The organism is Allobosea sp. (genome assembly GCF_035999205.1).
Taxonomy (GTDB): domain Bacteria; phylum Pseudomonadota; class Alphaproteobacteria; order Rhizobiales; family Beijerinckiaceae; genus Allobosea.
The window spans coordinates 1-22,521 of the sequence record NZ_DASYHA010000018.1 but is presented as its reverse complement, the minus strand read 5'-3'; the positions used below and the strand labels follow the sequence as shown (position 1 = coordinate 22,521).

Genomic DNA, 22,521 nt, shown 5'->3' with positions numbered 1-22,521 from the left:
GGCAGACGACATGGTGAAGCGACGGCGGTCCTATGAAACGGGCCATCGCCCGAAATTTCTCGCGGTGGTGGACGAGAGCACCGAATGCGCCAAGGCCATTCGCTTCGCCGCCCGGCGCTGCGCGCGCGTCGGCGCTGCGATGGTGCTGCTCAGCGTGGTGACCCCACCGGAGCATGAGACCTGGCTCGGCGTCGGCGAGGTCATGCAGGCGGAAGCCGAGGCCGAAGCCGAGAAGCTGGTCGAAGCCGCGGCCGCGGCCGTGCGAAGCCTCGCCGGGCTCGAGCCGGAGCGGGTCGTGCGCACCGGCGACAAGGCCGACGAGGTCGTCAAGCTGATCGAGACCGATGAGGACATCTCGCTGCTCGTGCTGGCGGCCGGCACGGGGCGCGAGGGGCCCGGCCCGCTGGTCAGCGCGCTCGCCGGCAAATCCGCCGGCACCTTCCCGATTCCGGTCGCGATCGTGCCGGGGTTCCTGGAAGACGAGGAAATCGACGCCTTGGCGTGAGCGCGCTCAGGCGCGGACCCGGCGGCGCGCGTTGGCGCTGGAATGATTCCACGCGGACGCCTATATCGAAGACTGTAACGGCGGCCTTGAACCGTCCGGGACCGGAGATTCCACGATGTTCATCCAGACCGAAGCGACACCCAATCCCGCCACCCTGAAGTTCCTGCCCGGCCGCGCCGTCATGCCGGAAGGAACCCTCGAACTGCGCGATGCCGATCAGGCAGAGCGCTCGCCGCTGGCACAGCGCCTGTTCGGCGTCTCCGGCGTCTCCGGTGTCTTCCTCGGTTCGGACTTCATCACCGTGACCAAATCGGGCGGCGAGTGGCCCCATCTGAAGCCCGCGATTCTCGGCGCGATCATGGAGCATTTCATGTCGGGCGCGCCGGTGCTGTCGGACGGCTCGCGCGCCGACGTCATCGAGGAGGGCGAGTTCTTCGCGCCCGAGGACGCCCAGACGGTCGAGACGATCAAGGATCTGCTGGAAACGCGCATCCGTCCGGCGGTGGCCGGCGATGGCGGCGACATCACCTTCCGTGGCTTCAAGGACGGCACCGTCTACCTCGCGATGAAGGGCTCCTGCTCCGGCTGCCCGTCCTCGACCGCGACCTTGAAGCACGGCATCCAGAACCTGCTGCGCCACTTCCTGCCGGATGTGCGCGAGGTCGAGGCCGTCTGAGCCCGATCGCCTCCAACGGATAGAGACCCGCCGCCGATGCGCATCCTCGCGATCGACACCGCGCTCGGCGCCTGCTCCGCCTGCGTGCTGGAAGCCGGCATGCCCGAGCCGCTCGCGATCGAGCAGGTCGCGATGGAGCGTGGCCATGCCGAGGCTCTGATGCCGCTGATCGAGCGCGTCATGAACGCGGTCGAAGGCGGCTTCTCGTCACTCGATCGCGTCGCCGTCACGGTCGGCCCCGGCAGCTATACGGGTCTGCGGGTCGGCGTCAGCGCGGCACGCGCCATAGCGCTGACCGCGAACATCCCCGCGGTCGGCGTCACCACGGTCGCCGCCTGCGCGGCGCCGCTGGTCGGGCGCGAAAGCGGCCGCGTGATTGCCGCCGCGCTTGATGCCAAGCACGGCCAGGTCTGGTTCCAGGCGCTGAGCTCGGAGGGTCGGCAGATCGTCGCCCTGCGCCAGGTCAGCTATCGCGATGCTGCCCGCGCCATTGGCGCCGGCCCGGTCAGCCTGGTCGGATCGGCCGCGCTCGCAGTCGCCAACGAGGCCTGGGCGATCGGCCTCGACGCGCTGGTCATCGACGATGCCCGTGCGCCGGATGTGACCTGGGTGGCGCGACTCGGCATGATCGCCGATCCGGCATCCGCGCCGCCGCGCCCTCTCTACCTCAAGGCGCCCGAGACGACGCCGCAGGACCGCGCCCGGCTGCCGCGCCGCTGATTCGCGGCGTGTGGGTCACGGCAGCTCGAAGTCATCGTTTTGGTGCATTCTCCTGACCTGGGCCCGGCCCCGCCGCGCGAAATTGGCCCGGGGGATTTGCCAGCCGGCGCCGCTGTGCCATCAAGCGCCATGGACTGGCTCAGGCGACTGCTGCACCCCCAAGCCCGCCCGGTGCGGACCGGCCATCTCGACGCGCGTCATGCGCGCGACGTCGCCGCGCTGCACAGCCAGGGCGGGTTCGCACGCGGTTGGGAGCCCGGCGAATGCGCGGCCCTGCTGGCGGATGCAAGCGTCAGGGCGGACGGCGTCTTTCCCGGCCAGGCATCACAGCCGGCGGGCTTCGTGATGTCGCGCCAGGCGGCCGACGAGGCCGAGATCCTCTCGATCGTGATCGCGCCCGGCCATCGCCGCAATGGGCTGGCGGCGAGCCTGCTCGGCGCCCATCTGTCGCGGCTCGCCGGCGGTGGCGCAGCGCAGGTCTTTCTCGAGGTCGAGGAGGGCAATGTCGCGGCCGAGCGGCTCTACCGGCATCTCGGCTTCCGCGAGGTCGGCCGGCGCAAGGGCTACTATCCCAAGCCCGACGGCAGCCGTGCGACGGCCGTCGCGATGAGGCTCGATCTGGCGTGAGCGGAGTTCCGCACTCGTGAAGGGGCTCGCTCCCGGCGCGATCCTGCGCCTGTCCTTGCTGGCGCTGGGAACGCTCGCGCTGGTGCCGGCACAACTCCTGGTGATGCGCCTGCTGCCCTCGCGCAGCGCGATGCTCCCGCTCCTGTTTCACCGCCTCACCTGCCGCTGCCTCGGCGTACGCCGGCAGGTGCGGGGCGCGCCGCCGCCGCCGGGCAGCAGCGGCCTGATCGTCGCGAACCACGTCTCCTGGCTGGACATCTCCGTCCTCGGCGCGGAGAGGCCGGTCTGCTTCGTCGCCAAGAGCGAGGTCTCCGGCTGGCCCGTGATCGGCTTCCTCGCGAGCCTGCAGCGCACCGTCTTCATCGACCGCTCGCGCCGGTCCGCAACCGCCGAGGTCGCCCAGCAGATGGGGGCGCGCCTGACCGACGGGCAAGCCGTCGTGCTCTTCGCCGAGGGCACCACCGGCGACGGCACGCGCCTCCTGCCGTTGCGCTCATCGCTGCTGGGAGCGGCCCATGAGGCCCTCGGCAAGGGCGCGGCGGAGGCGGATGGCGAAGCCGACATCGCGATCTACCCGCTCACGATCAGCTATACGGGTTTCCACGGCATGGCCGGCGGACGGTTCGAGCGCAGCACCCTCGCCTGGTATGGCGATACCGAACTCGCTCCCCATCTCAAGACAGTGCTCGCCATGGGGGCGATCGATGTCGAGCTGGTTTGGGGCGAGCCAATCGCGATGGGCCGGAAGACCTCGCGCAAGGCGGCGACACGACTGGCCGAGGCCGCCATCCGCAAGGCCCGCCAGGAGACGGTGAGCGGTCGGCCGCTGGCCTGAGGCCCGCCAGGCACGCGCTTGGCCCAGCCATTGCTTGGTCGAAGAGCCCGGCTTGATCGAAGGATCAGCCTGCCGGGCGTTTCCTCAGGCGGCGATCCGGAGTAAGGAGACGGTTTGGAGATCAGACCCGGCGCGATGAAGAAAGTCCACATCAAGTCCTTCGGCTGCCAGATGAACGTCTATGACGGCCAGCGCATGGCCGACATCCTGGGCGAACAGGGCTTCGAGGAAACCGCGACGCCCGAAGGCGCCGACCTGATCCTGCTCAACACCTGCCATATCCGCGATCGCGCGGTGCAGAAGGTCTATACCGAGCTTGGCAAGCTGCGCGACATCAAGAACGCCCAGAAGGCCGAGGGCCAGGATACCCGCATCATCGTCGCCGGCTGCGTCGCGCAGGCGGAAGGCGCCGAGATTCAGCGCCGCCAGCCAGCGGTCGACCTCGTCGTCGGCCCGCAGGCCTATCACCGCCTGCCGGAGTTGCTGGAGCAGGCGAAAACCCGCCGCACCGTCGATACCGACCTGCCCATCGACGACAAGTTCGGCCATCTGCCGGCGCCGCGCCCGCAGGCGATCCGCCAGCGCGGCATCTCGGCCTTCGTCACGGTGCAGGAGGGTTGCGACAAGTTCTGCGCCTTCTGCGTCGTGCCCTATACGCGCGGCGCCGAATTCTCGCGGCCGGTGGCTCAGGTCATGGCCGAGATCGAGCGGCTCGCGGCAGCCGGCGTACAGGACGTCACGCTGATTGGCCAGAACGTCAATGCCTATCATGGCGAGGGGCCCGATGGCCGAATTTGGGGCCTGGCCCGGCTGATGTACCGCGTCGCCGAGGTGCCGGGCATCCACCGCATCCGTTATACGACGAGCCATCCGCGCGACATGGACGACGATCTGATCGCCGCCCATCGCGACCTGCCGCAGGTGATGCCGTTCCTGCATCTGCCGGTGCAGGCCGGATCGGATCGCATTCTCGCGGCGATGAATCGCAAGCACACGGGCGACGAATACCGCCGCCTGATCGAGCGGATCCGTGCGGCACGGCCGGACATCGCGCTGTCCTCGGATTTCATCGTCGGCTTCCCCGGCGAGAGCGACGCCGATTTCGAGGATACGGTCGCCCTTGTGGACGAGATCGGCTTCGCCTCGAGCTATTCCTTCAAATATTCGCCGCGCCCGGGCACGCCTGCCGCGGATCTCGGCCAGCAGGTTCCGGCCGCCGTGATGGACGAGCGGCTGCAGCGGCTGCAGGCGCGCATCGAGCATCACCGCCAGGCGTTCAACCATGCTATGGTCGGGCGCACCGTCGAGGTCCTGCTGGAACGAGCCGGGCGCCACCCCGGACAGCTTGCGGGAAAGTCGCCCTACCTTCAGGCTGTGCAGATCGAGACGGAGGCGAATCAGATCGGCGACAGGGTGCAGGTGGTGATCGAGCGGGCGGGTTCCAACTCGCTCTTCGGCCGCAAGGCCGGGGCGCCGAACGAGCCCGTACAGAGACCTTCGACGCCGGAAACCTCCGCAAGGCCGGCTTCCTCGAAGGAGTTGGCCGCTTGAGCGCAGCCCATGCACCCGATGCGATCTCGCCCGACGCGCCCGTGACGGCCTGTCATCAGGCTGAAACCCGCGCGACTGCTGATAACGACGACGATTCCGCTAGACGACCCGGCCTCACGCTCCTGTCCGGCCGGAACAGGCGCCAGGGAGACGACGCTTTTGGCACAGGCTGACTCGACGAATCCGAGACCGGAACGCGGAACGCGGCGCGAGCTCGCCTCCGCGCAGATGGAAGTCCTTACCCGTGACGGGTTGCCGGCGACCGAGGTTCTGCTCTCCTTCGACGACAATCGTCTGGCGAGCCTCGTCTTCGGGCATTACGACCAGAACCTGGCGCATCTCGAGCGCCGGCTCGGCGTCGTGATCAGCCCGAACGGCAACCACGCCACGATCAAGGGACCGCGCGAAACCGCCGAACAGGCCGGGCGCGTGCTGAAGACGCTCTATACCCGGGCCAAGGCCGGCGCCTCGGTGACGCTGGGCGAGGTCGACGGCGCGATCGAGGAGAGCAATGTCCAGCGCTCGCTGTTCCCGGCGGCCGATGCAGGCAAGGCATCCTTTGACGCGATCGTGACGCGCAAGCGCGGCCCCGTGCGGGCCCGCAACGCTGCGCAGGACGCCTATCTGCGCCAGCTCAAGCGCAACGAACTGGTGCTTGCCGAAGGCCCGGCCGGCACCGGCAAGACCTGGCTCGCCGTCGGGCATGCCGTCTCGTTGATCGAGCAGGGCGTGGTCGAGCGGATGATCCTGTCTCGCCCGGCGGTGGAGGCCGGCGAACGGCTCGGCTTCCTGCCCGGCGACATGCGCGAGAAGGTCGACCCCTATCTCAGGCCAATCTACGACGCCCTCAACGACTTCATGGAGGCGCGCCATGTCGAGCGCGCCCTGCAGACCGGCATGATCGAGATCGCGCCGCTCGCCTTCATGCGCGGCCGGACCCTAACCAATGCCGTCGTGCTGCTCGACGAGGCGCAGAACGCGACCTCGGTCCAGATGAAGATGTTCCTGACCCGCCTCGGCGAGGGCTCGCGCATGATCATTACCGGCGACCCCTCGCAGATCGACCTGCCGCCGGGCCAGCGCTCGGGGCTGATCGAGGCCGTGAAGCTTCTGTCCGGCGTCGAGGGCGTCGGCTATGCCAAGTTCGAGGAGGGCGACGTCGTGCGCCACGACCTCGTCCGTCGCATCGTCATGGCCTATGAGAACGCGTCCCGCCGCGAGCGCGAGGAGCGTGAGGAGCGGATGCGCGCCGCCGTGCCCGAGGCTCCGATCGAGAGCGAGACCGAAGGCCTGCGGCGGACCCTGTCGCGGGAGCGCCCGCGATGACCGATCGACCTCGCGCGCGGCGTCCGGCGCCGCGCCCCGAGACCCCGACTCCCAGCCTTGCCATCGCGCTGCGGGCGCAATCTCGCCAGTGGCGCGCGCTCGGCAACCTCGCGAGCCTGCGCGCGCTTGCGCAGCAAGCCACCCAGGCCGCATTGGCCGTCGCGCCGGCCCAGCCCTGCGACGGCGCCGAACTCAGCCTGCTGCTGACCGACGACAAGCGCATCCGCGTCGTCAACCGCGACTGGCGCGGCTTCGACAAGGCGACCAATGTGCTCTCCTTTCCCGCCGCGCCGCCGGAACGGATCGCCATGAGCCCTGTGCTGGGCGACATCGTGATCGCGTTTGAGACGGTGGAGCGCGAGGCCCAGGCCGAGGGCAAGAGCCTCACCGACCATTTCAGCCATCTCGTCATCCACGGCCTGCTGCACCTGCTCGGCGAGGATCACGAGACCGAGGCGGAAGCGCAGCGCATGGAAGGGCTCGAGGTCGCAGCCCTCGCCCGGCTCGGCATCGCCGACCCCTATGCCGGCGGCGAGCTGATCGCGCGTCCCCACGACCCTTCCCTACCTTCTCCGCAAGCCGCAACTCCGGACCATCCCCCAAGATCATGAGCGACGACAGTCGACAGACCGAGGCCGCCGGGCGCGGCCTTTCCCATTGGCTCAGCCAGTTCCTCGACAGGCTCGGCCTGCGCGGCGGCGGCACCATCCGCGAGGACATCACTGAAGCGCTGGCCCAGGACAGCGACCAGCTCGCCGATCTGAGCGCGCAGGAGCGCGCCATGCTCTCCAACGTGCTGAGCCTGCGCGAGCGCCGCGTCGGCGACGTCATGGTTCCGCGCGCCGACATCATCGCGGTTCCGGCCGATGCCACGCTCGACGAGCTTCTGGCACTGTTCCGGACCGCCGGGCATTCGCGGCTGCCGGTCTTCGACGATTCGCTCGATGACCCGCGCGGCATGATCCATATCCGCGACTTCCTCGAATTCATTGCCGGCGAGGCCAGGATGGAGCCGACCGCGGGCCTCTCCGAGGCCGCCCTCCACGACCTCTCGGCCGTCGATCTGACGGCGACGCTGGCGGAGACCAAGATCCTGCGCCCGGTCCTCTACGTGCCGCCCTCGATGCCGGCGGTCGACCTGCTGGTGCGGATGCAGGCGACACGAACGCATATCGCGCTCGTCATCGACGAATATGGCGGCACGGACGGGCTCGTCACGATCGAGGACCTGATCGAGATCGTCGTCGGCGACATCGAGGACGAGCACGATCTCGAGGAAGCGCCGACGATCACCCCGGACGGCGAGGGCAGCTTCACGGCCGACGCACGCGCCACGCTCCTGGAGTTGAAGGAAGCGACCGGAATCGACCTGTCCGAAACCCAGATCGCCGAGGATGTCGATACGCTGGGCGGGCTGATCGTGACGCTCGCCGGCCATGTGCCGGCACAAGGCGAGATCATCGAAGGCCCCGAAGGTCTCAGCTTCGAGATCATCGAGGCCGACCCGCGGCGCGTGAAGCGCCTGAGTATCCGTCACAGCCTGCCCGCCGCATCCGAGCCTCCGGCGGAGCCTGCCTGATGCGTTTCGCGATGCTGGCCGACAGCGTCATCCTCGCCTGGGGCTGGCGCAAGCGATTGATCGCGCTCGCGGCAGGCGCGAGCGGCGCGCTCGCCTTGCCGCCGCTCGACCTCTGGCCGCTGATCGTGGTGCCGATGACGATCGCGGTCTGGCTGATCGACGGAGCAGTGGGAAAGAGCACAGCCGGTCGCTTCCGCGCCGCCGCCATGGTCGGCTGGTGGTGGGGCTTCGGCTTCTTCTTGGCCGGGCTCTGGTGGCTGGGCGCGGCCTTCCTGGTCGAGGCCGACAAGTTCGCCTGGGCGATGCCGCTCGGGGTCGTGGCGTTGCCGGCATTCCTCGCCTTCTTCCCGGCGCTGGCCTTCGGCTGCGCCCGCCTTGCCTGGCCGGCGGGGGCGGGGCGCATCCTCATCCTGGCGATCGTGCTCTCGCTCAGCGAATGGCTGCGCGGCCATGTCCTGACCGGCTTTCCCTGGAACGTCTACGGCATGATGCTGGCGGGGCAGGCCCAGATCGCGCAGTTCGCCTCGATCGCCGGGCTTTATGGCCTGACGCTGGTCGCGATCGCAATCGGCGCCGCACCGGCGACGCTGGGAACGGCGGAAGCCGGCGCCGGGCGCTGGCGCGCCCCGGCCGTGGCGCTGCTCGTCCTAGCGGGGCTGGTCGGCTTCGGCCACTGGCGCATGCCGGCCGGGCCCGCACCGCTGGTCGCCGGCGTCAAGCTGCGGCTGATGCAGCCGAACCTGCCGCAGGACGCCAAGTTCAACGCCCGCAACGGCGAGGCGATCCTGAACCAGTATCTAACGCTGAGCGACCGCGCGACGAGCCCGGCGACGCCCGGCGTGCAGGCCGTCACCCATCTGATCTGGCCGGAATCGGCATTCCCGTTCCTGCTCGGGCGCACCCCACAGGCGCTCTCGCGCATCGCGGCGCTGCTGCCGCCTAACACAACGCTGATCACGGGCGCGGCGCGGGCCGGCGAAATGCTTCCCGGCGAGAGCCGGCCACCGATCTTCAACTCGATCCAGATCGTGGACGACGAGGGCGCCATCGTCTCGAGCTACGACAAGGTGCATCTGGTGCCGTTCGGCGAGTACCTGCCGCCGATGCTCGAGACTCTGATCCGCAGCCTCGGCCTGTCGGAGTTCGTGTCGGTTCCGGGCGGATTTGCCGCCGGTACGCGCCGAACTCCGCTCGCTATCCGCGGCCTGCCGCCGGCCGCGCCGCTGATCTGCTACGAGGTGATCTTCCCGGGCGAGGTCATGCCGCAGGGGCCGCGAGCAGGCTTCATGCTCAACCTGACCAATGATGGCTGGTTCGGCCAGACCAGCGGCCCCTACCAGCATTTCGCCCAGGCGCGACTGCGGGCGATCGAAGAGGGCCTGCCGCTGGTGCGCGTCGCCAATACCGGCATCTCGGCGGTCACGGACGGCTATGGCCGGATCGTCGCCAGCCTGCCTCTCGGCACGCAAGGCGTCCTCGATGCCGGCCTGCCACGTGCCGGGCCCGCCACGATTTACGCGCAATTCGGCAACCTGATCTATGCAGCGCTGCTTGCAGGATTCTTGCTTCTGTCGTGGCTGCTGCGCCGCCACTGATCCCATTTGGAACTTGTTCGCCGAAGGGGTACGTCTTAAACCAATTGACTACGCCGCTCTGGAAGATCAACCATCCGGAGGGCGGCGAGAAGAGCCGAGGCTGTCGTCCATGCTGAAGAAAGTCCCGAACCCGATCGACCGCCATGTCGGCAGCCGCGTGCGCATGCGCCGCATGCTCGCAGGCGTGAGCCAGGAGAAGCTCGGGGATGCGCTCGGACTGACCTTCCAGCAGGTGCAGAAATACGAGAAGGGCTCGAACCGCATCAGCGCCAGCCGGCTGCAGCAGATCGCCAAGATGCTCGACGTGCCCGTCTCGTTCTTCTTCGAGGGCGCCCCGACCGGAGACATGCCCACCGGCGGCTTCTCCGATTCCGCCTCCAGCGCCTATGTCTCCGACTTCATGTCGAGCAGCGAAGGCGTCCAGCTGACCAAGGCCTTCGTTCGCATCAAGAACGGCAAGGTCAGGCGCCGGATCATCGACCTCGTCGAGTCCCTTGCCGAGGAAGATGCCGGAATCGCGTGATTTCGCGCAACACTTGTTCGTCCTGACGAACGAAACTCCCGATAAACGGATTGTCGTGCTTGACGGCGAACGCATCCGCTGCAAAGAGGATCGCCGCTTTCATCGATCGGCCCCTTTTCCGAGCTGGTCACCCGTCTCACCCCTGCAAAAGGGCTGCCTGACCGTGTCACGCCAGAACTACCTCTTCACCAGTGAATCCGTCGGCGAAGGCCATCCCGACAAGATCTGCGACCGGATCTCGGACGAGGTCGTGGACCTGTTCTTCAAGGAAGCCGCCAAGGCCGGCATGGATGCGGCCCAGGTCCGTGTCGCCTGCGAGACGCTGGCGACGACCAACCGCGTCGTGATCGCCGGCGAGGTTCGCACCTCGCTCGACGAGAAGGCGATGAAGAGCAAGGTCAAGTCGGCCGCGCGCAAGGCGATCAAGGCGATCGGCTACGAGCAGGACGGCTTCCACTGGAAGAAGTGCAAGATCGACGTGCTTCTGCACGCCCAGTCGGCCGACATCGCCCAGGGCGTCGACGCCTCCGGCAACAAGGACGAAGGCGCGGGCGACCAGGGCATCATGTTCGGCTATGCCTGCCGCGAGACGCCGGAGCTGATGCCGGCGCCGATCTACTATTCGCACAAGATCCTGGAAGTGCTGGCCAAGGCCCGCCACGCCAAGGAAGGCGGCGCCGCCAAGCTCGGCCCGGACGCCAAGAGCCAGGTCACGGTCAAGTACGAGAACGGCAAGCCGGTCGGCGTGACCCAGATCGTTCTCTCGACGCAGCACACCGACGAGGGCCTGTCCTCGGCCGACGTCCGCAAGATCGTCGAGCCCTATATCCGCTCGACCCTGCCGGAAGGCTGGATCTCGAAGGACACGGTCTGGCACGTCAACCCGACCGGCAAGTTCGTGATCGGCGGCCCCGATGGCGACGCCGGCCTGACCGGCCGCAAGATCATCGTCGACACCTATGGCGGCGCGGCTCCGCATGGTGGCGGCGCGTTCTCGGGCAAGGACCCGACCAAGGTCGACCGTTCGGCCGCCTATGCGGCGCGCTATCTCGCCAAGAACGTCGTGGCTGCGAAGCTCGCCGATCGCTGCACGATCCAGCTCTCCTATGCCATCGGCGTCGCCAAGCCGCTGTCGATCTATGTCGACCTGCACGGCACGGGCAAGGTCGACGAAGCCAAGCTCGAGAAGGTTCTCGGCGAGGTGATGGATCTGACGCCGCGCGGCATCCGCACCCACCTCAACCTCAACAAGCCGATCTACGCCAAGTCGGCCGCCTATGGCCATTTCGGTCGCAAGGCCGGCCGTGACGGCAGCTTCTCCTGGGAGAAGACCGATCTGGTCGACGCGCTCAAGAAGGCCGCCGCCTGAGCTTTACGCTCTGGGGTAACCCGATCAGGCCGGAGCGGATCGCTCCGGCCTTTTTCTTTGTGCTACAGGCTTCATCGACGCGCCGTCAGCCCGGACGCAGCGAAGTGCTGACCCGGGATGACCGTTCGCGTGCATCGAGACGCCACCAGTTCAGAAGACCGCTCATGACGAACGACTACGATCCCGACCGCGCCTTCTTCGGCCGGCGCAAGGGCAAGGCCCTGCGCGATGGCCAGAGCGTGATGATCGACACCGTCTTGCCGCGGCTGCGCCTGCCCGAGGGCGAGATTGCCGATCTCGGCGCGCTGTTTCCCCAGGCGGTGACGGCCGTGCGGCTCGAGATCGGCTTCGGCGGCGGCGAACACCTGCTCAGCCGCATGCGCGAAAGCCCGCAGATCGGCTTCATCGGCGTCGAGCCCTTCATCAACGGCATGGCGAAGCTGCTCGCCGTGATCGAGCGCGAGGGCCTGACCAATATCCGGATCTGGGACGGCGACGCTGCCCTGATGCTGCCGCGGCTGCCGGCGGGGTCGCTCGACGCGATCGACCTGCTCTATCCCGATCCCTGGCCGAAGCGGCGCCAACGCAAGCGCCGCTTCGTCTCCGACCGGACGCTGGCGCTTTTCGCCCGGACCCTGCGGCCGGGCGGACGCTTCCGCTTCGCCAGCGACATCGACGACTATGTCGGCTGGACCCTGGCGCGGCTGGCGCGCTCTGATGATTTCGACTGGACGGATGCGCGCGCCGACGACTGGCGCCAGCCCTATCCCGGCTGGATCCGCACGCGCTACGAGGCCAAGGCCGTCAAGGCGGGGCGGATACCGAGCTATCTCACTGCTGTGCGTCGCGCATCCTGAGGAAGCCAAGGACACGCTGCGCCGTGGGCTGCGCCAGGTTGCGGAAATGCTGTCGGGCGCGCTCGACCGCCGGCGCTGACTTGCCGAAGTCCTTGCGCAAGCCGATGAGGGCCGACGTGGTCTCCCACGACCAGCCAAGGCCTCGCGCCACCAGCAACACCGCGTCGCGATCGGTGCCCAGGACGATCTGCTCCGCCGCCGGCAGGCCGAGCTGGGCCAGAACCGCGACCGCACAGATCGCATGCTCGGTCGCGCCATCCGTAGCAAACCGGGCGACACTGCTCTCGGTGAGCTCGCCGGCCTCGTGAAGCCGGTTGACCTCGACCAACGCCTCGTTGACCGCGCCGAGATCGCCATCGACCCGCGCCTCCGCGGCGACGGCCTGCGCGCCGCGCTCGATGGCGCCGGCAACGGCACCGGCCAGCGACGGCTCGAGGCTCGCCGTGAGACGGCGGCGGGCGGAATTCTTGGCGGCGACCATGAGCTGCTCGGCAAGCTCGGCAGGAATGTCCTGCCTGGCCCCGAGCGCCGTCTGCAACGCATCGTCCTGGACGGCGCGCATCACGAGCACGCCCATGCCGTGCCGCGAGAAGCGGGCCGTATGGTTGGCCGCGATCGCATGCGTGACGACCCGGCCGCCGCGCAGGATCAGGAAATCGGTGACCGGCTCGCCGAGATTGGGCCGCTCCGTAATGGCGAGCATGTGATCGCGCCCCTTGGCGGCCGAGATCGCGACGAGATCCTGGTCGCTCAGCCGTTTCGACCCGACCAGGACAGGGCGCGCAACCGCGATCTCGTCGAGCGCAAGCTGGCGCACGACACCAGTCGGCGCGTTGGGGACGGGAGCGAGCCGTTCCGACAGCTCGATGCGGGCGCGCAGCTCGATCGCACGCGAGAGCCGGCCGATGACGACGTCGAAAATGCCGACCTGGTCTTCGTCCATGACCGAGGCCGAGCTCAGAAAGAGATCGGTCAGGCGCGACAGAATCTGGGTGCGTTCGTCGGTCGAGCCGCGCAGCATCGTCGTCTCGAGATCGCGCAACAGCGTACTGACAGAACTCATACCTCGACCCCACTCGGCGCACAGCCACGCACCATCGCGCAGAAGGATGACCATCGGGTTAGCGGCCAGCGAAAATCCTGCCCTTTGGTCAGGCCGGTCGAGGACGCTTGCATGCGCCGCCGATGCGGACTAAATAGCAGCCAACAGCTCTGGTTTCGGTATCAGCCGATGATCAAGAGCGGGCCGGAAGGCCCGCTCTTTTTTATTGGCCGCAGCCCGGCCGGGGCTGGAGCATGACGCCGGCACGCGGCTGCCCTTCAGCGGCCTGTCCTGGACGGTGCCATGCGCCAACCCTTCGGTCGGCCGGACACCGTCCGGCTTACAGGCAGGCAGCCCGAGTATGAACGAACCGACAGCGACGGACCACGACAACGACAGGCGCCTGGTCGTCGAAAGCGGCGTCGCCGCGCGCGTGGCCGCAATCATCGAACCCGCGATCGTCGATCTCGGCTATCGGCTGGTGCGCGTGCGTGTGACCGGCCAGAACGGCTGCACCGTCCAGATCATGGCCGAGCGACCCGACGGCACGATGACCGTCGAGGGTTGCGAAGAGGTCAGCCAGGCGGTCTCGCCGGCGCTCGACGTCGATGACCCGATCCAGGCTGCCTACCATCTCGAAATCTCGTCGCCGGGAATCGACCGGCCGCTGGTGCGCGCTGGCGATTTCGCCCGCTGGGCCGGCCATCTCGCCAAGATCGACACCGAGGCTCCGGTCAACGGACGCAAGCGCTTTCGCGGCATCCTGCGTGGTGTCGAGGGCGGCAACGCCCTGCTCGCGCGCGACGATGCCAAGACAGAGGAAGAGCGCGACGTCGCGATTCCCATGAACATGATCGCCGATGCCCGCCTCGTGCTGACCGACGCGCTCGTCACCGAATCGCTGCGTCGCGGCAAAGCCGGGCTGCCGCCCGAGATGCCGGCCGCCGACGAGATCGCCGAGCCGCCCAAGGGCAAAAAGAAATCGCTGGGGCCACGTCCCGACAAGATCCGCGGACAAACTCCGCCAGAATCAACCGAAGAGGAGTGAGCGTCATGGTCGTCAGCGCCAACAGGCTCGAACTGCTGCAGATCGCCGACGCGGTCGCCCGCGAGAAGTCCATCGACCGGCAGATCGTCGTCGATGCGATGCAGGATGCTATCGCCAAGGCTGCCCGCTCGCGCTACGGCGCCGAGACGGACGTTCACGCCGAAATCAACACCAAGACCGGCGAACTCAGGCTCGCCCGGCACCTTCAGGTGGTCGACCAGGTCGAGAACGGTGCCGTCGAGATCACCGTCGACGAAGCCAAGCGCCACAACCCCGCCGCCCAGGTCGGCGATGTCATCGCCGATCCGCTTCCGCCCTTCGATTTCGGCCGCATCGCCGCCCAGTCGGCCAAGCAGGTCATCGTGCAGAAGGTGCGCGAGGCCGAGCGCGACCGGCAGTATGACGAGTACAAGGATCGCATCGGCGAGATCGTCAACGGCGCGGTCAAGCGAGTCGAATACGGCAATGTCTTCGTCGATCTCGGCCGTGGCGAAGCCATCATCCGCCGCGACGAGATGATTCCGCGCGAGACCTTCAAGGTCGGCGACCGCGCCCGCGCCTATGTCTACGACGTGCGCCGCGAGCCGCGCGGCCCGCAGATCTTCCTGTCGCGCACGCATCCGCAGTTCATGTCGAAGCTGTTCGGCCAGGAAGTGCCGGAGATCTACGACGGCATCGTCGAGGTGAAGGCGGTCGCCCGCGATCCGGGCTCGCGCGCCAAGATCGCGGTGATCAGCCGCGATTCCTCGATCGACCCGGTCGGCGCCTGCGTCGGCATGAGGGGTTCGCGCGTGCAGGCCGTCGTCGGCGAACTGCAGGGCGAGAAGATCGACATCATCCCGTGGTCGCCGGACATTGCGACCTTCGTCGTCAACGCGCTGCAGCCAGCGGAAGTCGCCAAGGTCGTGCTCGACGAGGACGCCGACAAGATCGAGGTCGTGGTCCCCGACGAGCAGCTCTCGCTCGCCATCGGCCGACGCGGCCAGAACGTGCGCCTCGCCTCGCAGCTCACCGGCTGGGACATCGACATCCTGACCGAGGCCGAGGAATCGGAGCGTCGCCAGAAGGAATTCGTCGCCCGCACCGAGATCTTCATGAATGCGCTGAACGTCGACGAGACGGTCGGCCAGCTGCTGGCGTCGGAAGGCTTCCGCACGGTCGAGGAGGTCGCCTATGTCGACCCCTCCGAGCTCGCCTCGATCGAGGGCTTCGACGAGGACACCGGCGCCGAGATCCAGTCGCGCGCGCAGGACTACCTGGCGGCCGTCGAGGCCGAGTTCGACGAGAAGCGCCGTGCGCTCGGCGTCGAGGACGCCTTGCGCGATGTCGCTGGCATCACCACTTCCATGATGGTGTCGCTTGGCGAGAACGACGTGAAGACGGTCGAGGATCTCGCCGGCTGCGCCACGGACGACCTCGTCGGCTGGACCGAGCGCAAGGATGGCGAGACCACCCGTCATTCCGGCTATCTCGATGGTTTCGACCTGTCGCGTCAGGATGCGGAGGCGATCATCATGGCCGCCCGCGTCCAGGCTGGCTGGATCGAGGCTCCCGCCGAGGAGGCTGACGAGGCTGAAGCCGCCGAAGGCGAGGCGGCCGAGGCCTGAGCCGGGCGCCGGCGGTGAAAATGGCCGCGGCGCAAGGCGGGCGCGAGAGGCGTCTGGATCGTAGGGATGGTCCGGAGCGGAGCTGCGTCGTCACGAGGACCGTGCGGTCTCCCGACGAGCTGATACGGTTCGTCGTCGGCCCCGACGGGGCCCTCGTGCCGGATCTGCGGCGCAAGCTGCCGGGACGTGGCGTCTGGGTCAGCCTCAGCGCCGCGATCGTCGCTGAAGCGATCAAGCGCCGGGCCTTCGAGCGCTCGCTCAAGACCAAGGTCGTCGTACCGCCCGATTTGGTTGCTATGATCGACGCCTTGATGTTGACGGACGCCCGCCAGGCGCTCGCCATGTCGAACAAGGCGGGGCTGGTCCAGGCCGGCTTCGCCAAGGTCGAGGCGGTGATCGGCTCAGGGCGTTGCGCGGCGGTGATCGAGGCCAGTGACGGCGCCGAGGATGGCCGCCGCAAGATCGGACAGGCCCTGCGGCGGGTGGAACTCGCCCGCGAGGAGGCTGGCCTGAAGCCGAGAAGAGTGCCCGTCGTGGCAATCTTCTCGGGCGAAGATTTGGAATTGGCGTTGGGGCGCGCACATGTGATACATGCGGCGCTTGCTCCGGGACCGGCGGCCGAGGGTTTCCTCTCCCGCTGGCGTCGGCTCGTTCGCTACCGGACGGGCGATGCCGGCGCAATCCACCCGGAGGAGCCGACCAGCGCCGGCTCCGCAGACGACGATTCCGTAGACCAACGAACGACCGAACCGGCTGGACCGAACGCGGCAGGACCGAACACAGAATGAGCGATACCAAGACCCCGGGCGACAAGACTTTGACCGTCAGCCCCCCGAAGACCCTGACGTTGAAGCGTCCTGTCGAGCAGAGCACTGTCCGGCAGAGCTTCTCGCATGGGCGCTCCAAGCAGGTCGTCGTCGAGGTCAAGCGGCGTGTCGCCGGCCCCGAGGTCAAGGATCAGCCGGCCGCCCGCGCTCCGGCGCCGCAGGTCCAGCAGTCAGCCCCGCGCCCGGCTCCGCCCGCCCCGACACCCCCGTCGCGGCCCGCCTCGGGCATGCTGCTCCGCACGCTTTCCGAGGATGAGAAGGACGCCCGCCAGCGCGCCCTCGCCGATGCCCGCAGCAGCGAGGCCGAGGCCCGCCGCGTCGCCGAGGACGAGGCGCGCCAGCGTGCCCTCGCCGCGGAGCGTGAGCGGCAGGAGCGCGAGGCGGCCCTTGCCCGCCAGCGCGAGGAAGAAGAGCGTCGCCGCCAGGAGGAAGAGCGCAAGCGTCGTGCCGAAAGCGCCGCGCGTCAGCGTGTGGACGAGCCGCAGGCTGCCCGCCCGCCGCAGCCGCCGCGCGAACCTACGCCTGCGCCTCAGCAGCCCGAGCGCAGCGCGGCACCGACGCCGGCTCCGGCACCGACCTATTCCCCGGCTCCGCGCCCGGCGCCCTCGGGCCCGCGCCCGGATTTCGCCCCGCGCAGCCCGATGCGCGATGTCGGCGCGCGCCCGCCGCGTCTCGACTCGCGGCCTCCGCGTCTCGATTCTCCCCGCCCCCCGCGTGTCGATGCCTCTGCTCCGGCCGAGCCCGCCGTTAGTCGCCCGACGCGCCAGGCGCCTTCCGCCGCCACGCCGCGCAGCCGGCCTGACGACGGCGAGGCAAGGCCCGCTTTCCGCCGCCCGGGCGGCGGCGCCGGCGGCCCGCCGCGTGGCGCGCCGGTTCCCGCGCCCAAGGTTCCCAAGGCTGGCGAAAAGCCGCGCGGTCGCCTGACGCTGTCGAACGCCACCGGCGGCGACGAGGAGCGCACCCGTTCTGTTGCGGCCTTCCGTCGCCGCGTCCAGCGCATGACCGGGCACCGTGCCTCGGACGTCGCCAAGGAGCGCGTGATGCGCGAGGTGATCATCCCCGAGACGATCACCATCCAGGAACTCGCCAACCGCATGACCGAGCGGGGCGTCGACGTCATCCGCCTGCTGATGAAGCAGGGCGCGATGCACAAGATCACCGACGTGATCGACGCCGACACCGCACAGCTCGTGGCCGAGGAAATGGGCCACACCGTCAAGCGCGTGGCGGAATCGGACGTCGAGGAAGGCCTGTTCGATACGCCGGATACCGACGAGACCCTGCTGCCGCGGCCGCCGGTCGTGACCATCATGGGCCATGTCGACCACGGCAAGACCTCGCTGCTCGACGCGATCCGCCAGACCCATGTGGTCTCGGGCGAGGCTGGCGGCATCACACAGCATATCGGCGCCTATCAGGTGACGACGCCGTCCGGGTCCAAGGTGACCTTCATCGACACGCCCGGCCACGCCGCCTTCACGGCGATGCGCGCCCGTGGCGCCAAGGTGACGGACGTCGTCGTGCTGGTCGTCGCGGCCGATGACGGCGTCATGCCGCAGACGGTCGAGGCCATCAACCACGCCAAGGCGGCCAACGTGCCGCTGATCGTGGCGATCAACAAGATCGACAAGTCCGACGCGAATCCGGACCGGGTCCGCTCCGAGCTGCTGCAATACGAGATCCAGGTCGAGTCGCTCGGCGGCGAGACGCTGGAGATCGAGGTCTCCGCCAAGACGCGCAAGAACCTCGACAAGCTGCTCGAGGCGATCGCGCTGCAGGCCGAACTGCTCGACCTGAAGGCCAATCCCGACCGCGCCGCCGAAGGCACCGTGATCGAGGCCAAGCTCGACCGTGGCCGGGGTCCGGTCGCGACCGTGCTGGTCCAGCGCGGCACGCTGCGCACCGGCGACATCGTCGTGGCGGGCGCCGAATGGGGCCGCGTGCGCGCCCTCATCGGCGACACCGGCGCGCAGATCAAGGAGGCGCCGCCCTCCATGCCGGTCGAGGTCCTCGGCTTCAACGGCACACCCGAGGCCGGCGACCGCGTCGCGGTCGTCGAATCCGAGGCGCGCGCCCGCGAGATCACAGATTATCGCGAGCGTCAGCGGCGCGACCGCCTGGCTGCCCGCGGCGCGTCCTCGGGCGCCGGCCGTTCGCTCGCCGAGATGATGCGCGAGCTCAAGGAAGGTGCCGGCCGCAAGGAGTTCCCGCTCGTCATCAAGGGTGACGTGCAGGGCTCCGTCGAAGCCATCGTGGGCTCGCTCGAGAAGGTCGGCAACGACGAGGTTCGGGCGCGTGTCCTGCAGTCGGGCGTCGGTGCCATCACCGAGTCGGACATCACGCTCGCCCAGGCTTCGGGCGCAGCCGTGATCGGTTTCAACGTGCGCGCCCACAAGGAAGCGCGCGAGGCAGCCGAACGGGCCGGCGTCGAAATCCGCTACTACAACATCATCTACAACCTGATGGATGACGTGAAGGCGGCGATGTCGGGCCTGCTCGCCCCGACGCTGCGCGAGACCATGCTCGGCAATGCGCAGATCCTCGAGATCTTCGCGGTCTCGAAGGTCGGCAAGATCGCCGGCTGCCGCGTCACCGACGGCACGATCGAGCGCGGCGCCAATGTCCGCCTGATCCGCGACGGCGTCGTGGTTCACGAAGGCAAGCTCGCCCAGCTCAAGCGCTTCAAGGACGACGCCAAGGAAGTGGTGGCCGGCCAGGAATGCGGCATGTCCTTCGAGAACTACCAGGACATGCGTGTCGGCGACGTGATCGAGTGCTACCGCGTCGAGGAAATCAAGCGCACGCTGTAAGGCGATCGCTTTTCATAACCAGCGCGTCATGGCCGGGCTCGCCCCGGCCATCCCGTCGTGAACAGAGCGCTGTCCAAGGCGCCTCATCCTGCGAGAGATGATCGGGCCAGGCCCGATCATGACGTTTGTTCCGGTCCGATCCCGGAGAACGAGAACCATGGCAAGACCGTCCAAACCATCCGGCCCGTCGCAGCGGCAGCTGCGCATCGGCGAGGTCATCCGACACGCGCTCGCGGACATGCTCGCGCGTGGCGACATCCATGACGAGGTCCTGGCCAAGCACGTCATCACCGTGCCTGAGGTCCGTCTCTCGACGGATCTGAAGCTTGCGACCTGCTTCATCATGCCGCTCGGCGGCGCCGACGCGAAGCCCGTGCTCAAGGCGCTGAACGACCACAAGCGCTATATCCGCGGCGAGATCGCCCATCGCGTGAACCTGAAATTCGCGCCCGACATCCGCTTTCTCCAGGATGAGAGCTTCGCCGAGGCCGAGCGCGTCGACGCCATCCTCTATTCCGACAAGGTGCGCCAGGACATCCTGAAGCAGCCGCTGCGGATCCAGCCGGACGACCAGGACGATGACTGAACCCACTTCCCCGAACGTTCTTGAGCCGCAGGGGCAGGGCTTCGCGCCACGGCCGAAGAAGCGCGACGTCCATGGCTGGATCGTGCTGGACAAGCCTGTCGGCATGACCTCGACCCATGCGGTCGCCGTGGTCAAGCGCGCCTTCTCCGCGAAGAAGGCCGGACATGCCGGCACGCTCGATCCGCTCGCTTCCGGCCTGCTGCCGATCGCGCTGGGCGAGGCGACCAAGACCGTGCCTTTCGTCATGGATGGCCGCAAGGCCTATCAGTTCACGGTCGCCTGGGGCACGCAGACCGATACCGACGACACCGAGGGCAAGGTCATCGCCACCTCCGATGCCCGCCCGGAAGAGGCCGCGATCGCGGCGCTGCTGCCGCGCTTCACCGGCACGATCAGCCAGGTGCCGCCGAAGTTCTCGGCCATCAAGATCGCCGGCGAGCGCGCCTATGATCTCGCCCGCGAGGGCGAGGAGGTCGTTCTGGAGGCCAGGCCCGTCGAGATCGACGCGCTGCGGATCGTCTCGCATGACGGCGCCACCACAACCTTCGAAGCCGAATGCGGCAAGGGCACCTATGTCCGGGCCATCGCCCGCGATCTCGGCATCGCGCTGGGCTGCCTCGGCCATGTCGCCCATCTCCGGCGCACCCGCGTCGGACCCTTCAGCGTCGCGGACGCGGCCAGCGTCGAAACCTTGCGCGAGAGTGCCGAGAGCGCAGCCGCCGCTCTGCTGCCGGTCAAGGCGGCACTGTCGCTGATCCCGGAACTGCCGGTCCATCGCGATGCGGCGGCCCGGTTGAAGCGCGGCCAGAGCGTCCTCCTGCGCGGGCGCGACGCGCCTGTCGAGAGCCAGGCCGTCTATGCAACCTCAGGAGGCATCCTGATCGCCACGGGCAGCATCGAGCAGGGCGAATTCGTGCCGCACCGGGTGTTCAACCTGTGATTTCCGCGGCTTCGCGGCCGATTTGAAAGTTCGCGTTAACGGCAGCTCGTTATGTCTTCCTGACAACGCTCCAGCATCTCCTCGGTCTCGCCGCCGGCATGCGGCATGGCTTGCATGCCGGATTATCGGCGGCGGCCGTGAGGGACATGATGCCATGCGCGTCACGCATTTTCTGATCTGCACCATCGCGGCCGGCGGCGCCGCGATCCTCGCCAGCGGTTACTTCGCCTACACGCAGATGCAGGCGCTTTCGACGGCGCGCGAGGCGCGCAACCTCGTCATGGCTTCCGAGAGCACCAGCCGCGTGATCGAGCGCGGCGCGATCGAGCGCGGCGCCATCACCCAGCTGATCCTGGCGGAGGATCCGGACGGCAAGCTCGCCGCTGCGGCGGCCGCAGCGGCCCAGGATACCGACGCCCGCATCGCGCAGATGCGCAAGGACGTCGCCGGGACTTCGCTCTTCGCGCTTCCCAATGTGGCGACGCATGTCAACGGTTTTGGCCAGCGCATGGCCGACGCCCGCCAGGCTGCCAAAGCCGAGAGCGCCAAGCCGCTCGCCCAGCGCGATCCCAAGGCCGCGCAGGTCTTCAGCAACACGGTGCTTGCCCTCCTGACAGAGCAATCCGCCCTGCAGCGCCGGATCGGCGCGACCATCGGCAGCCTCAACCCCGACCTCAGCAACACCGTCACGCTGGGCGAGCTCGCCACAACGGTGCGCGAGGCAGCCGGCAGCCGCTCGGTGCATTTCACCCAGTATGTCGGCAGCGGCACGAAGCTCGCGCCGGAGGCGGTATCGCAGGTCAACCGGCTCAGCGGGCGCGTCGAGCAGCTCTGGCTGCTGGTCGACCAGGCTCTGGCCCAGACGCAGCCCACCGCGCAGCTCCGTGCTGCCGTCGAGGCCGTCAAGACGGGCTTCCGCGACGAGGAGAGCAAGACCTACAGCGCGATGTACGAAGCGGCGCGCGACGGCAAGCCGGCCGGGATGAGCCTCGTCGACTGGCGCGCCTGGACCCAGAAGTCGCTCGCGACGATCCTGCAGATGCGTGACGCTGCCTTCGAACAGGCCAGGGTCGAGATCGACGAGGATCTTTCGATTGCCGGGTGGCGGCTCGCGCTCGCGGTCCTCGCGATCCTCGTGGTGACGGGCGTCGTCATCGGCGTGGTGACGCTGTTCCACCGCGGCGTGGTCCGGCCGCTCGGCCAGCTCGCCAACTCGGTCGGGCTGATGCTCAGCGGCGCCGAAGACGCCAAGATCCCGGCCAAGGTCGGCATGGTCGAGGTCGATGCCATCAGCCATGCGCTCGACGATTTCCAGGCCAACCTGCTGCGCGTCCGGGCGCTCGAGGAGCAGGAACGCGCCGCCGCTGCGGCGCGTCTGGCGCGGGCGCAGTCGATGGAGGCGGTGGTCTCGGATGTCGGCGAGGTGGTGGCGGCTGCGGCGGCGGGAGATTTCTCGGCGCGATTGAAGATCGACGAGGCCGACGAGCAGATGCAGCGC

General features: G+C 68.5%; 21 protein-coding genes. 20 read left to right on the top strand and 1 reads right to left on the bottom strand.

The features are described from left to right. Positions 1–10: 10 nt before the first annotated feature. The 13 genes from VGN82_RS06155 to trmB all read left to right on the top strand — a co-directional run bounded on the left by VGN82_RS06155 (position 11) and on the right by trmB (position 12,163). Positions 11–505 (top strand): universal stress protein, encoded by a 495-nt coding sequence (locus VGN82_RS06155; RefSeq protein WP_327526119.1) that lies wholly within the window; start codon positions 11–13, stop codon positions 503–505. A gap of 115 nt (positions 506–620) precedes the next feature. Beyond that, positions 621–1,181, top strand: a complete 561-nt coding sequence (locus VGN82_RS06150) for a NifU family protein (RefSeq protein WP_327526118.1) — start codon at positions 621–623, stop codon at positions 1,179–1,181. A 36-nt stretch (positions 1,182–1,217) separates the two neighbouring features. Next, a complete protein-coding gene (gene tsaB, locus VGN82_RS06145; RefSeq protein ID WP_327526117.1) occupies positions 1,218–1,901 on the top strand; it encodes a tRNA (adenosine(37)-N6)-threonylcarbamoyltransferase complex dimerization subunit type 1 TsaB in 684 nt (227 codons plus the stop codon). Positions 1,902–2,030: 129 nt separating this feature from the next. Next, the gene (locus VGN82_RS06140; RefSeq protein WP_327526116.1) at positions 2,031–2,528 is read left to right on the top strand and encodes a GNAT family N-acetyltransferase; all 498 of its coding nucleotides are present in this window, start codon (positions 2,031–2,033) and stop codon (positions 2,526–2,528) included. 16 nt (positions 2,529–2,544) lie between these two features. Continuing rightward, a complete protein-coding gene (locus tag VGN82_RS06135; RefSeq protein WP_327526115.1) occupies positions 2,545–3,363 on the top strand; it encodes a lysophospholipid acyltransferase family protein in 819 nt (272 codons plus the stop codon). Positions 3,364–3,498: 135 nt separating this feature from the next. Then, entirely contained in the window at positions 3,499–4,914 is a 1,416-nt protein-coding gene (gene miaB, locus VGN82_RS06130) for a tRNA (N6-isopentenyl adenosine(37)-C2)-methylthiotransferase MiaB (protein ID WP_327526469.1), read from the top strand. A 228-nt stretch (positions 4,915–5,142) separates the two neighbouring features. Beyond that, positions 5,143–6,240 (top strand): PhoH family protein, encoded by a 1,098-nt coding sequence (locus tag VGN82_RS06125; RefSeq protein WP_327526468.1) that lies wholly within the window; start codon positions 5,143–5,145, stop codon positions 6,238–6,240. Next, positions 6,237–6,851: an rRNA maturation RNase YbeY gene (ybeY, locus tag VGN82_RS06120; protein WP_327526114.1), complete on the top strand. Its 615-nt coding sequence runs from the start codon at positions 6,237–6,239 to the stop codon at positions 6,849–6,851. Before VGN82_RS06125 ends, ybeY begins: the two co-directional genes overlap by 4 nt. Then, positions 6,848–7,819, top strand: coding sequence for a hemolysin family protein (locus VGN82_RS06115; RefSeq protein WP_327526113.1), 972 nt, complete (start codon positions 6,848–6,850; stop codon positions 7,817–7,819). Before ybeY ends, VGN82_RS06115 begins: the two co-directional genes overlap by 4 nt. Continuing rightward, on the top strand, positions 7,819–9,414 hold the full coding sequence (gene lnt, locus VGN82_RS06110) for an apolipoprotein N-acyltransferase (protein ID WP_327526112.1): 1,596 nt from the start codon (positions 7,819–7,821) through the stop codon (positions 9,412–9,414). Before VGN82_RS06115 ends, lnt begins: the two co-directional genes overlap by 1 nt. Before the next feature lie 109 nt (positions 9,415–9,523). Next, positions 9,524–9,937 (top strand): helix-turn-helix domain-containing protein, encoded by a 414-nt coding sequence (locus tag VGN82_RS06105; protein WP_327526111.1) that lies wholly within the window; start codon positions 9,524–9,526, stop codon positions 9,935–9,937. Between the two features lie 163 nt (positions 9,938–10,100). Continuing rightward, positions 10,101–11,306 carry a methionine adenosyltransferase gene (gene metK / locus VGN82_RS06100; RefSeq protein WP_327526110.1) on the top strand — a complete coding sequence of 402 codons (1,206 nt, stop codon included), beginning with the start codon at positions 10,101–10,103 and terminating at the stop codon, positions 11,304–11,306. A gap of 164 nt (positions 11,307–11,470) precedes the next feature. Further along, the gene (gene trmB / locus VGN82_RS06095) at positions 11,471–12,163 is read left to right on the top strand and encodes a tRNA (guanine(46)-N(7))-methyltransferase TrmB (protein WP_327526109.1); all 693 of its coding nucleotides are present in this window, start codon (positions 11,471–11,473) and stop codon (positions 12,161–12,163) included. On the opposite strand, the gene VGN82_RS06090 is transcribed toward trmB, so the two are convergent. Then, positions 12,138–13,226: a DUF2336 domain-containing protein gene (locus tag VGN82_RS06090; RefSeq protein ID WP_327526108.1), complete on the bottom strand. Its 1,089-nt coding sequence runs from the start codon at positions 13,224–13,226 to the stop codon at positions 12,138–12,140. The genes trmB and VGN82_RS06090 overlap by 26 nt on opposite strands. Positions 13,227–13,566: 340 nt before the next feature. Here VGN82_RS06090 and rimP point away from each other — a divergent pair, with 340 nt between their 5' ends. From rimP to VGN82_RS06055, 7 genes are all read left to right on the top strand, one after another. Next, complete coding sequence (rimP, locus tag VGN82_RS06085) at positions 13,567–14,253, top strand: ribosome maturation factor RimP (protein ID WP_327526107.1); 687 nt, start codon at positions 13,567–13,569, stop codon at positions 14,251–14,253. 5 nt (positions 14,254–14,258) lie between these two features. Further along, positions 14,259–15,860 carry a transcription termination factor NusA gene (gene nusA, locus VGN82_RS06080; protein WP_327526105.1) on the top strand — a complete coding sequence of 534 codons (1,602 nt, stop codon included), beginning with the start codon at positions 14,259–14,261 and terminating at the stop codon, positions 15,858–15,860. 20 nt (positions 15,861–15,880) lie between these two features. Further along, complete coding sequence (locus tag VGN82_RS06075; protein WP_327526104.1) at positions 15,881–16,648, top strand: RNA-binding protein; 768 nt, start codon at positions 15,881–15,883, stop codon at positions 16,646–16,648. Beyond that, positions 16,645–19,497 carry a translation initiation factor IF-2 gene (gene infB / locus VGN82_RS06070; protein WP_327526103.1) on the top strand — a complete coding sequence of 951 codons (2,853 nt, stop codon included), beginning with the start codon at positions 16,645–16,647 and terminating at the stop codon, positions 19,495–19,497. Before VGN82_RS06075 ends, infB begins: the two co-directional genes overlap by 4 nt. A 157-nt stretch (positions 19,498–19,654) precedes the next feature. After that, the gene (gene rbfA, locus VGN82_RS06065) at positions 19,655–20,083 is read left to right on the top strand and encodes a 30S ribosome-binding factor RbfA (RefSeq protein WP_327526102.1); all 429 of its coding nucleotides are present in this window, start codon (positions 19,655–19,657) and stop codon (positions 20,081–20,083) included. After that, positions 20,076–21,023 (top strand): tRNA pseudouridine(55) synthase TruB, encoded by a 948-nt coding sequence (gene truB, locus VGN82_RS06060; protein WP_327526101.1) that lies wholly within the window; start codon positions 20,076–20,078, stop codon positions 21,021–21,023. Before rbfA ends, truB begins: the two co-directional genes overlap by 8 nt. A gap of 154 nt (positions 21,024–21,177) precedes the next feature. Then, positions 21,178–22,521 (top strand): hypothetical protein (locus VGN82_RS06055; RefSeq protein ID WP_327526100.1); only part of this gene is annotated, 1,344 nt, incomplete at its 3' end.

What these genes read in the sequence shown, in the direction of transcription:
- VGN82_RS06155 (WP_327526119.1), top strand. Translation starts at nt 11, where the DNA reads ATGGTGAAGCGACGGCGGTCCTATGAAACGGGCCATCGCCCGAAATTT.
- VGN82_RS06150 (WP_327526118.1), top strand. Translation starts at nt 621, where the DNA reads ATGTTCATCCAGACCGAAGCGACACCCAATCCCGCCACCCTGAAGTTC.
- tsaB (WP_327526117.1), top strand. Translation starts at nt 1,218, where the DNA reads ATGCGCATCCTCGCGATCGACACCGCGCTCGGCGCCTGCTCCGCCTGC.
- VGN82_RS06140 (WP_327526116.1), top strand. Translation starts at nt 2,031, where the DNA reads ATGGACTGGCTCAGGCGACTGCTGCACCCCCAAGCCCGCCCGGTGCGG.
- miaB (WP_327526469.1), top strand. Translation starts at nt 3,499, where the DNA reads ATGAAGAAAGTCCACATCAAGTCCTTCGGCTGCCAGATGAACGTCTAT.
- VGN82_RS06125 (WP_327526468.1), top strand. Translation starts at nt 5,143, where the DNA reads ATGGAAGTCCTTACCCGTGACGGGTTGCCGGCGACCGAGGTTCTGCTC.
- ybeY (WP_327526114.1), top strand. Translation starts at nt 6,237, where the DNA reads ATGACCGATCGACCTCGCGCGCGGCGTCCGGCGCCGCGCCCCGAGACC.
- VGN82_RS06115 (WP_327526113.1), top strand. Translation starts at nt 6,848, where the DNA reads ATGAGCGACGACAGTCGACAGACCGAGGCCGCCGGGCGCGGCCTTTCC.
- lnt (WP_327526112.1), top strand. Translation starts at nt 7,819, where the DNA reads ATGCGTTTCGCGATGCTGGCCGACAGCGTCATCCTCGCCTGGGGCTGG.
- VGN82_RS06105 (WP_327526111.1), top strand. Translation starts at nt 9,524, where the DNA reads ATGCTGAAGAAAGTCCCGAACCCGATCGACCGCCATGTCGGCAGCCGC.
- trmB (WP_327526109.1), top strand. Translation starts at nt 11,471, where the DNA reads ATGACGAACGACTACGATCCCGACCGCGCCTTCTTCGGCCGGCGCAAG.
- VGN82_RS06090 (WP_327526108.1), bottom strand. Translation starts at nt 13,226, where the DNA reads ATGAGTTCTGTCAGTACGCTGTTGCGCGATCTCGAGACGACGATGCTG.
- rimP (WP_327526107.1), top strand. Translation starts at nt 13,567, where the DNA reads ATGAACGAACCGACAGCGACGGACCACGACAACGACAGGCGCCTGGTC.
- nusA (WP_327526105.1), top strand. Translation starts at nt 14,259, where the DNA reads ATGGTCGTCAGCGCCAACAGGCTCGAACTGCTGCAGATCGCCGACGCG.
- VGN82_RS06075 (WP_327526104.1), top strand. Translation starts at nt 15,881, where the DNA reads ATGGCCGCGGCGCAAGGCGGGCGCGAGAGGCGTCTGGATCGTAGGGAT.
- infB (WP_327526103.1), top strand. Translation starts at nt 16,645, where the DNA reads ATGAGCGATACCAAGACCCCGGGCGACAAGACTTTGACCGTCAGCCCC.
- rbfA (WP_327526102.1), top strand. Translation starts at nt 19,655, where the DNA reads ATGGCAAGACCGTCCAAACCATCCGGCCCGTCGCAGCGGCAGCTGCGC.
- truB (WP_327526101.1), top strand. Translation starts at nt 20,076, where the DNA reads ATGACTGAACCCACTTCCCCGAACGTTCTTGAGCCGCAGGGGCAGGGC.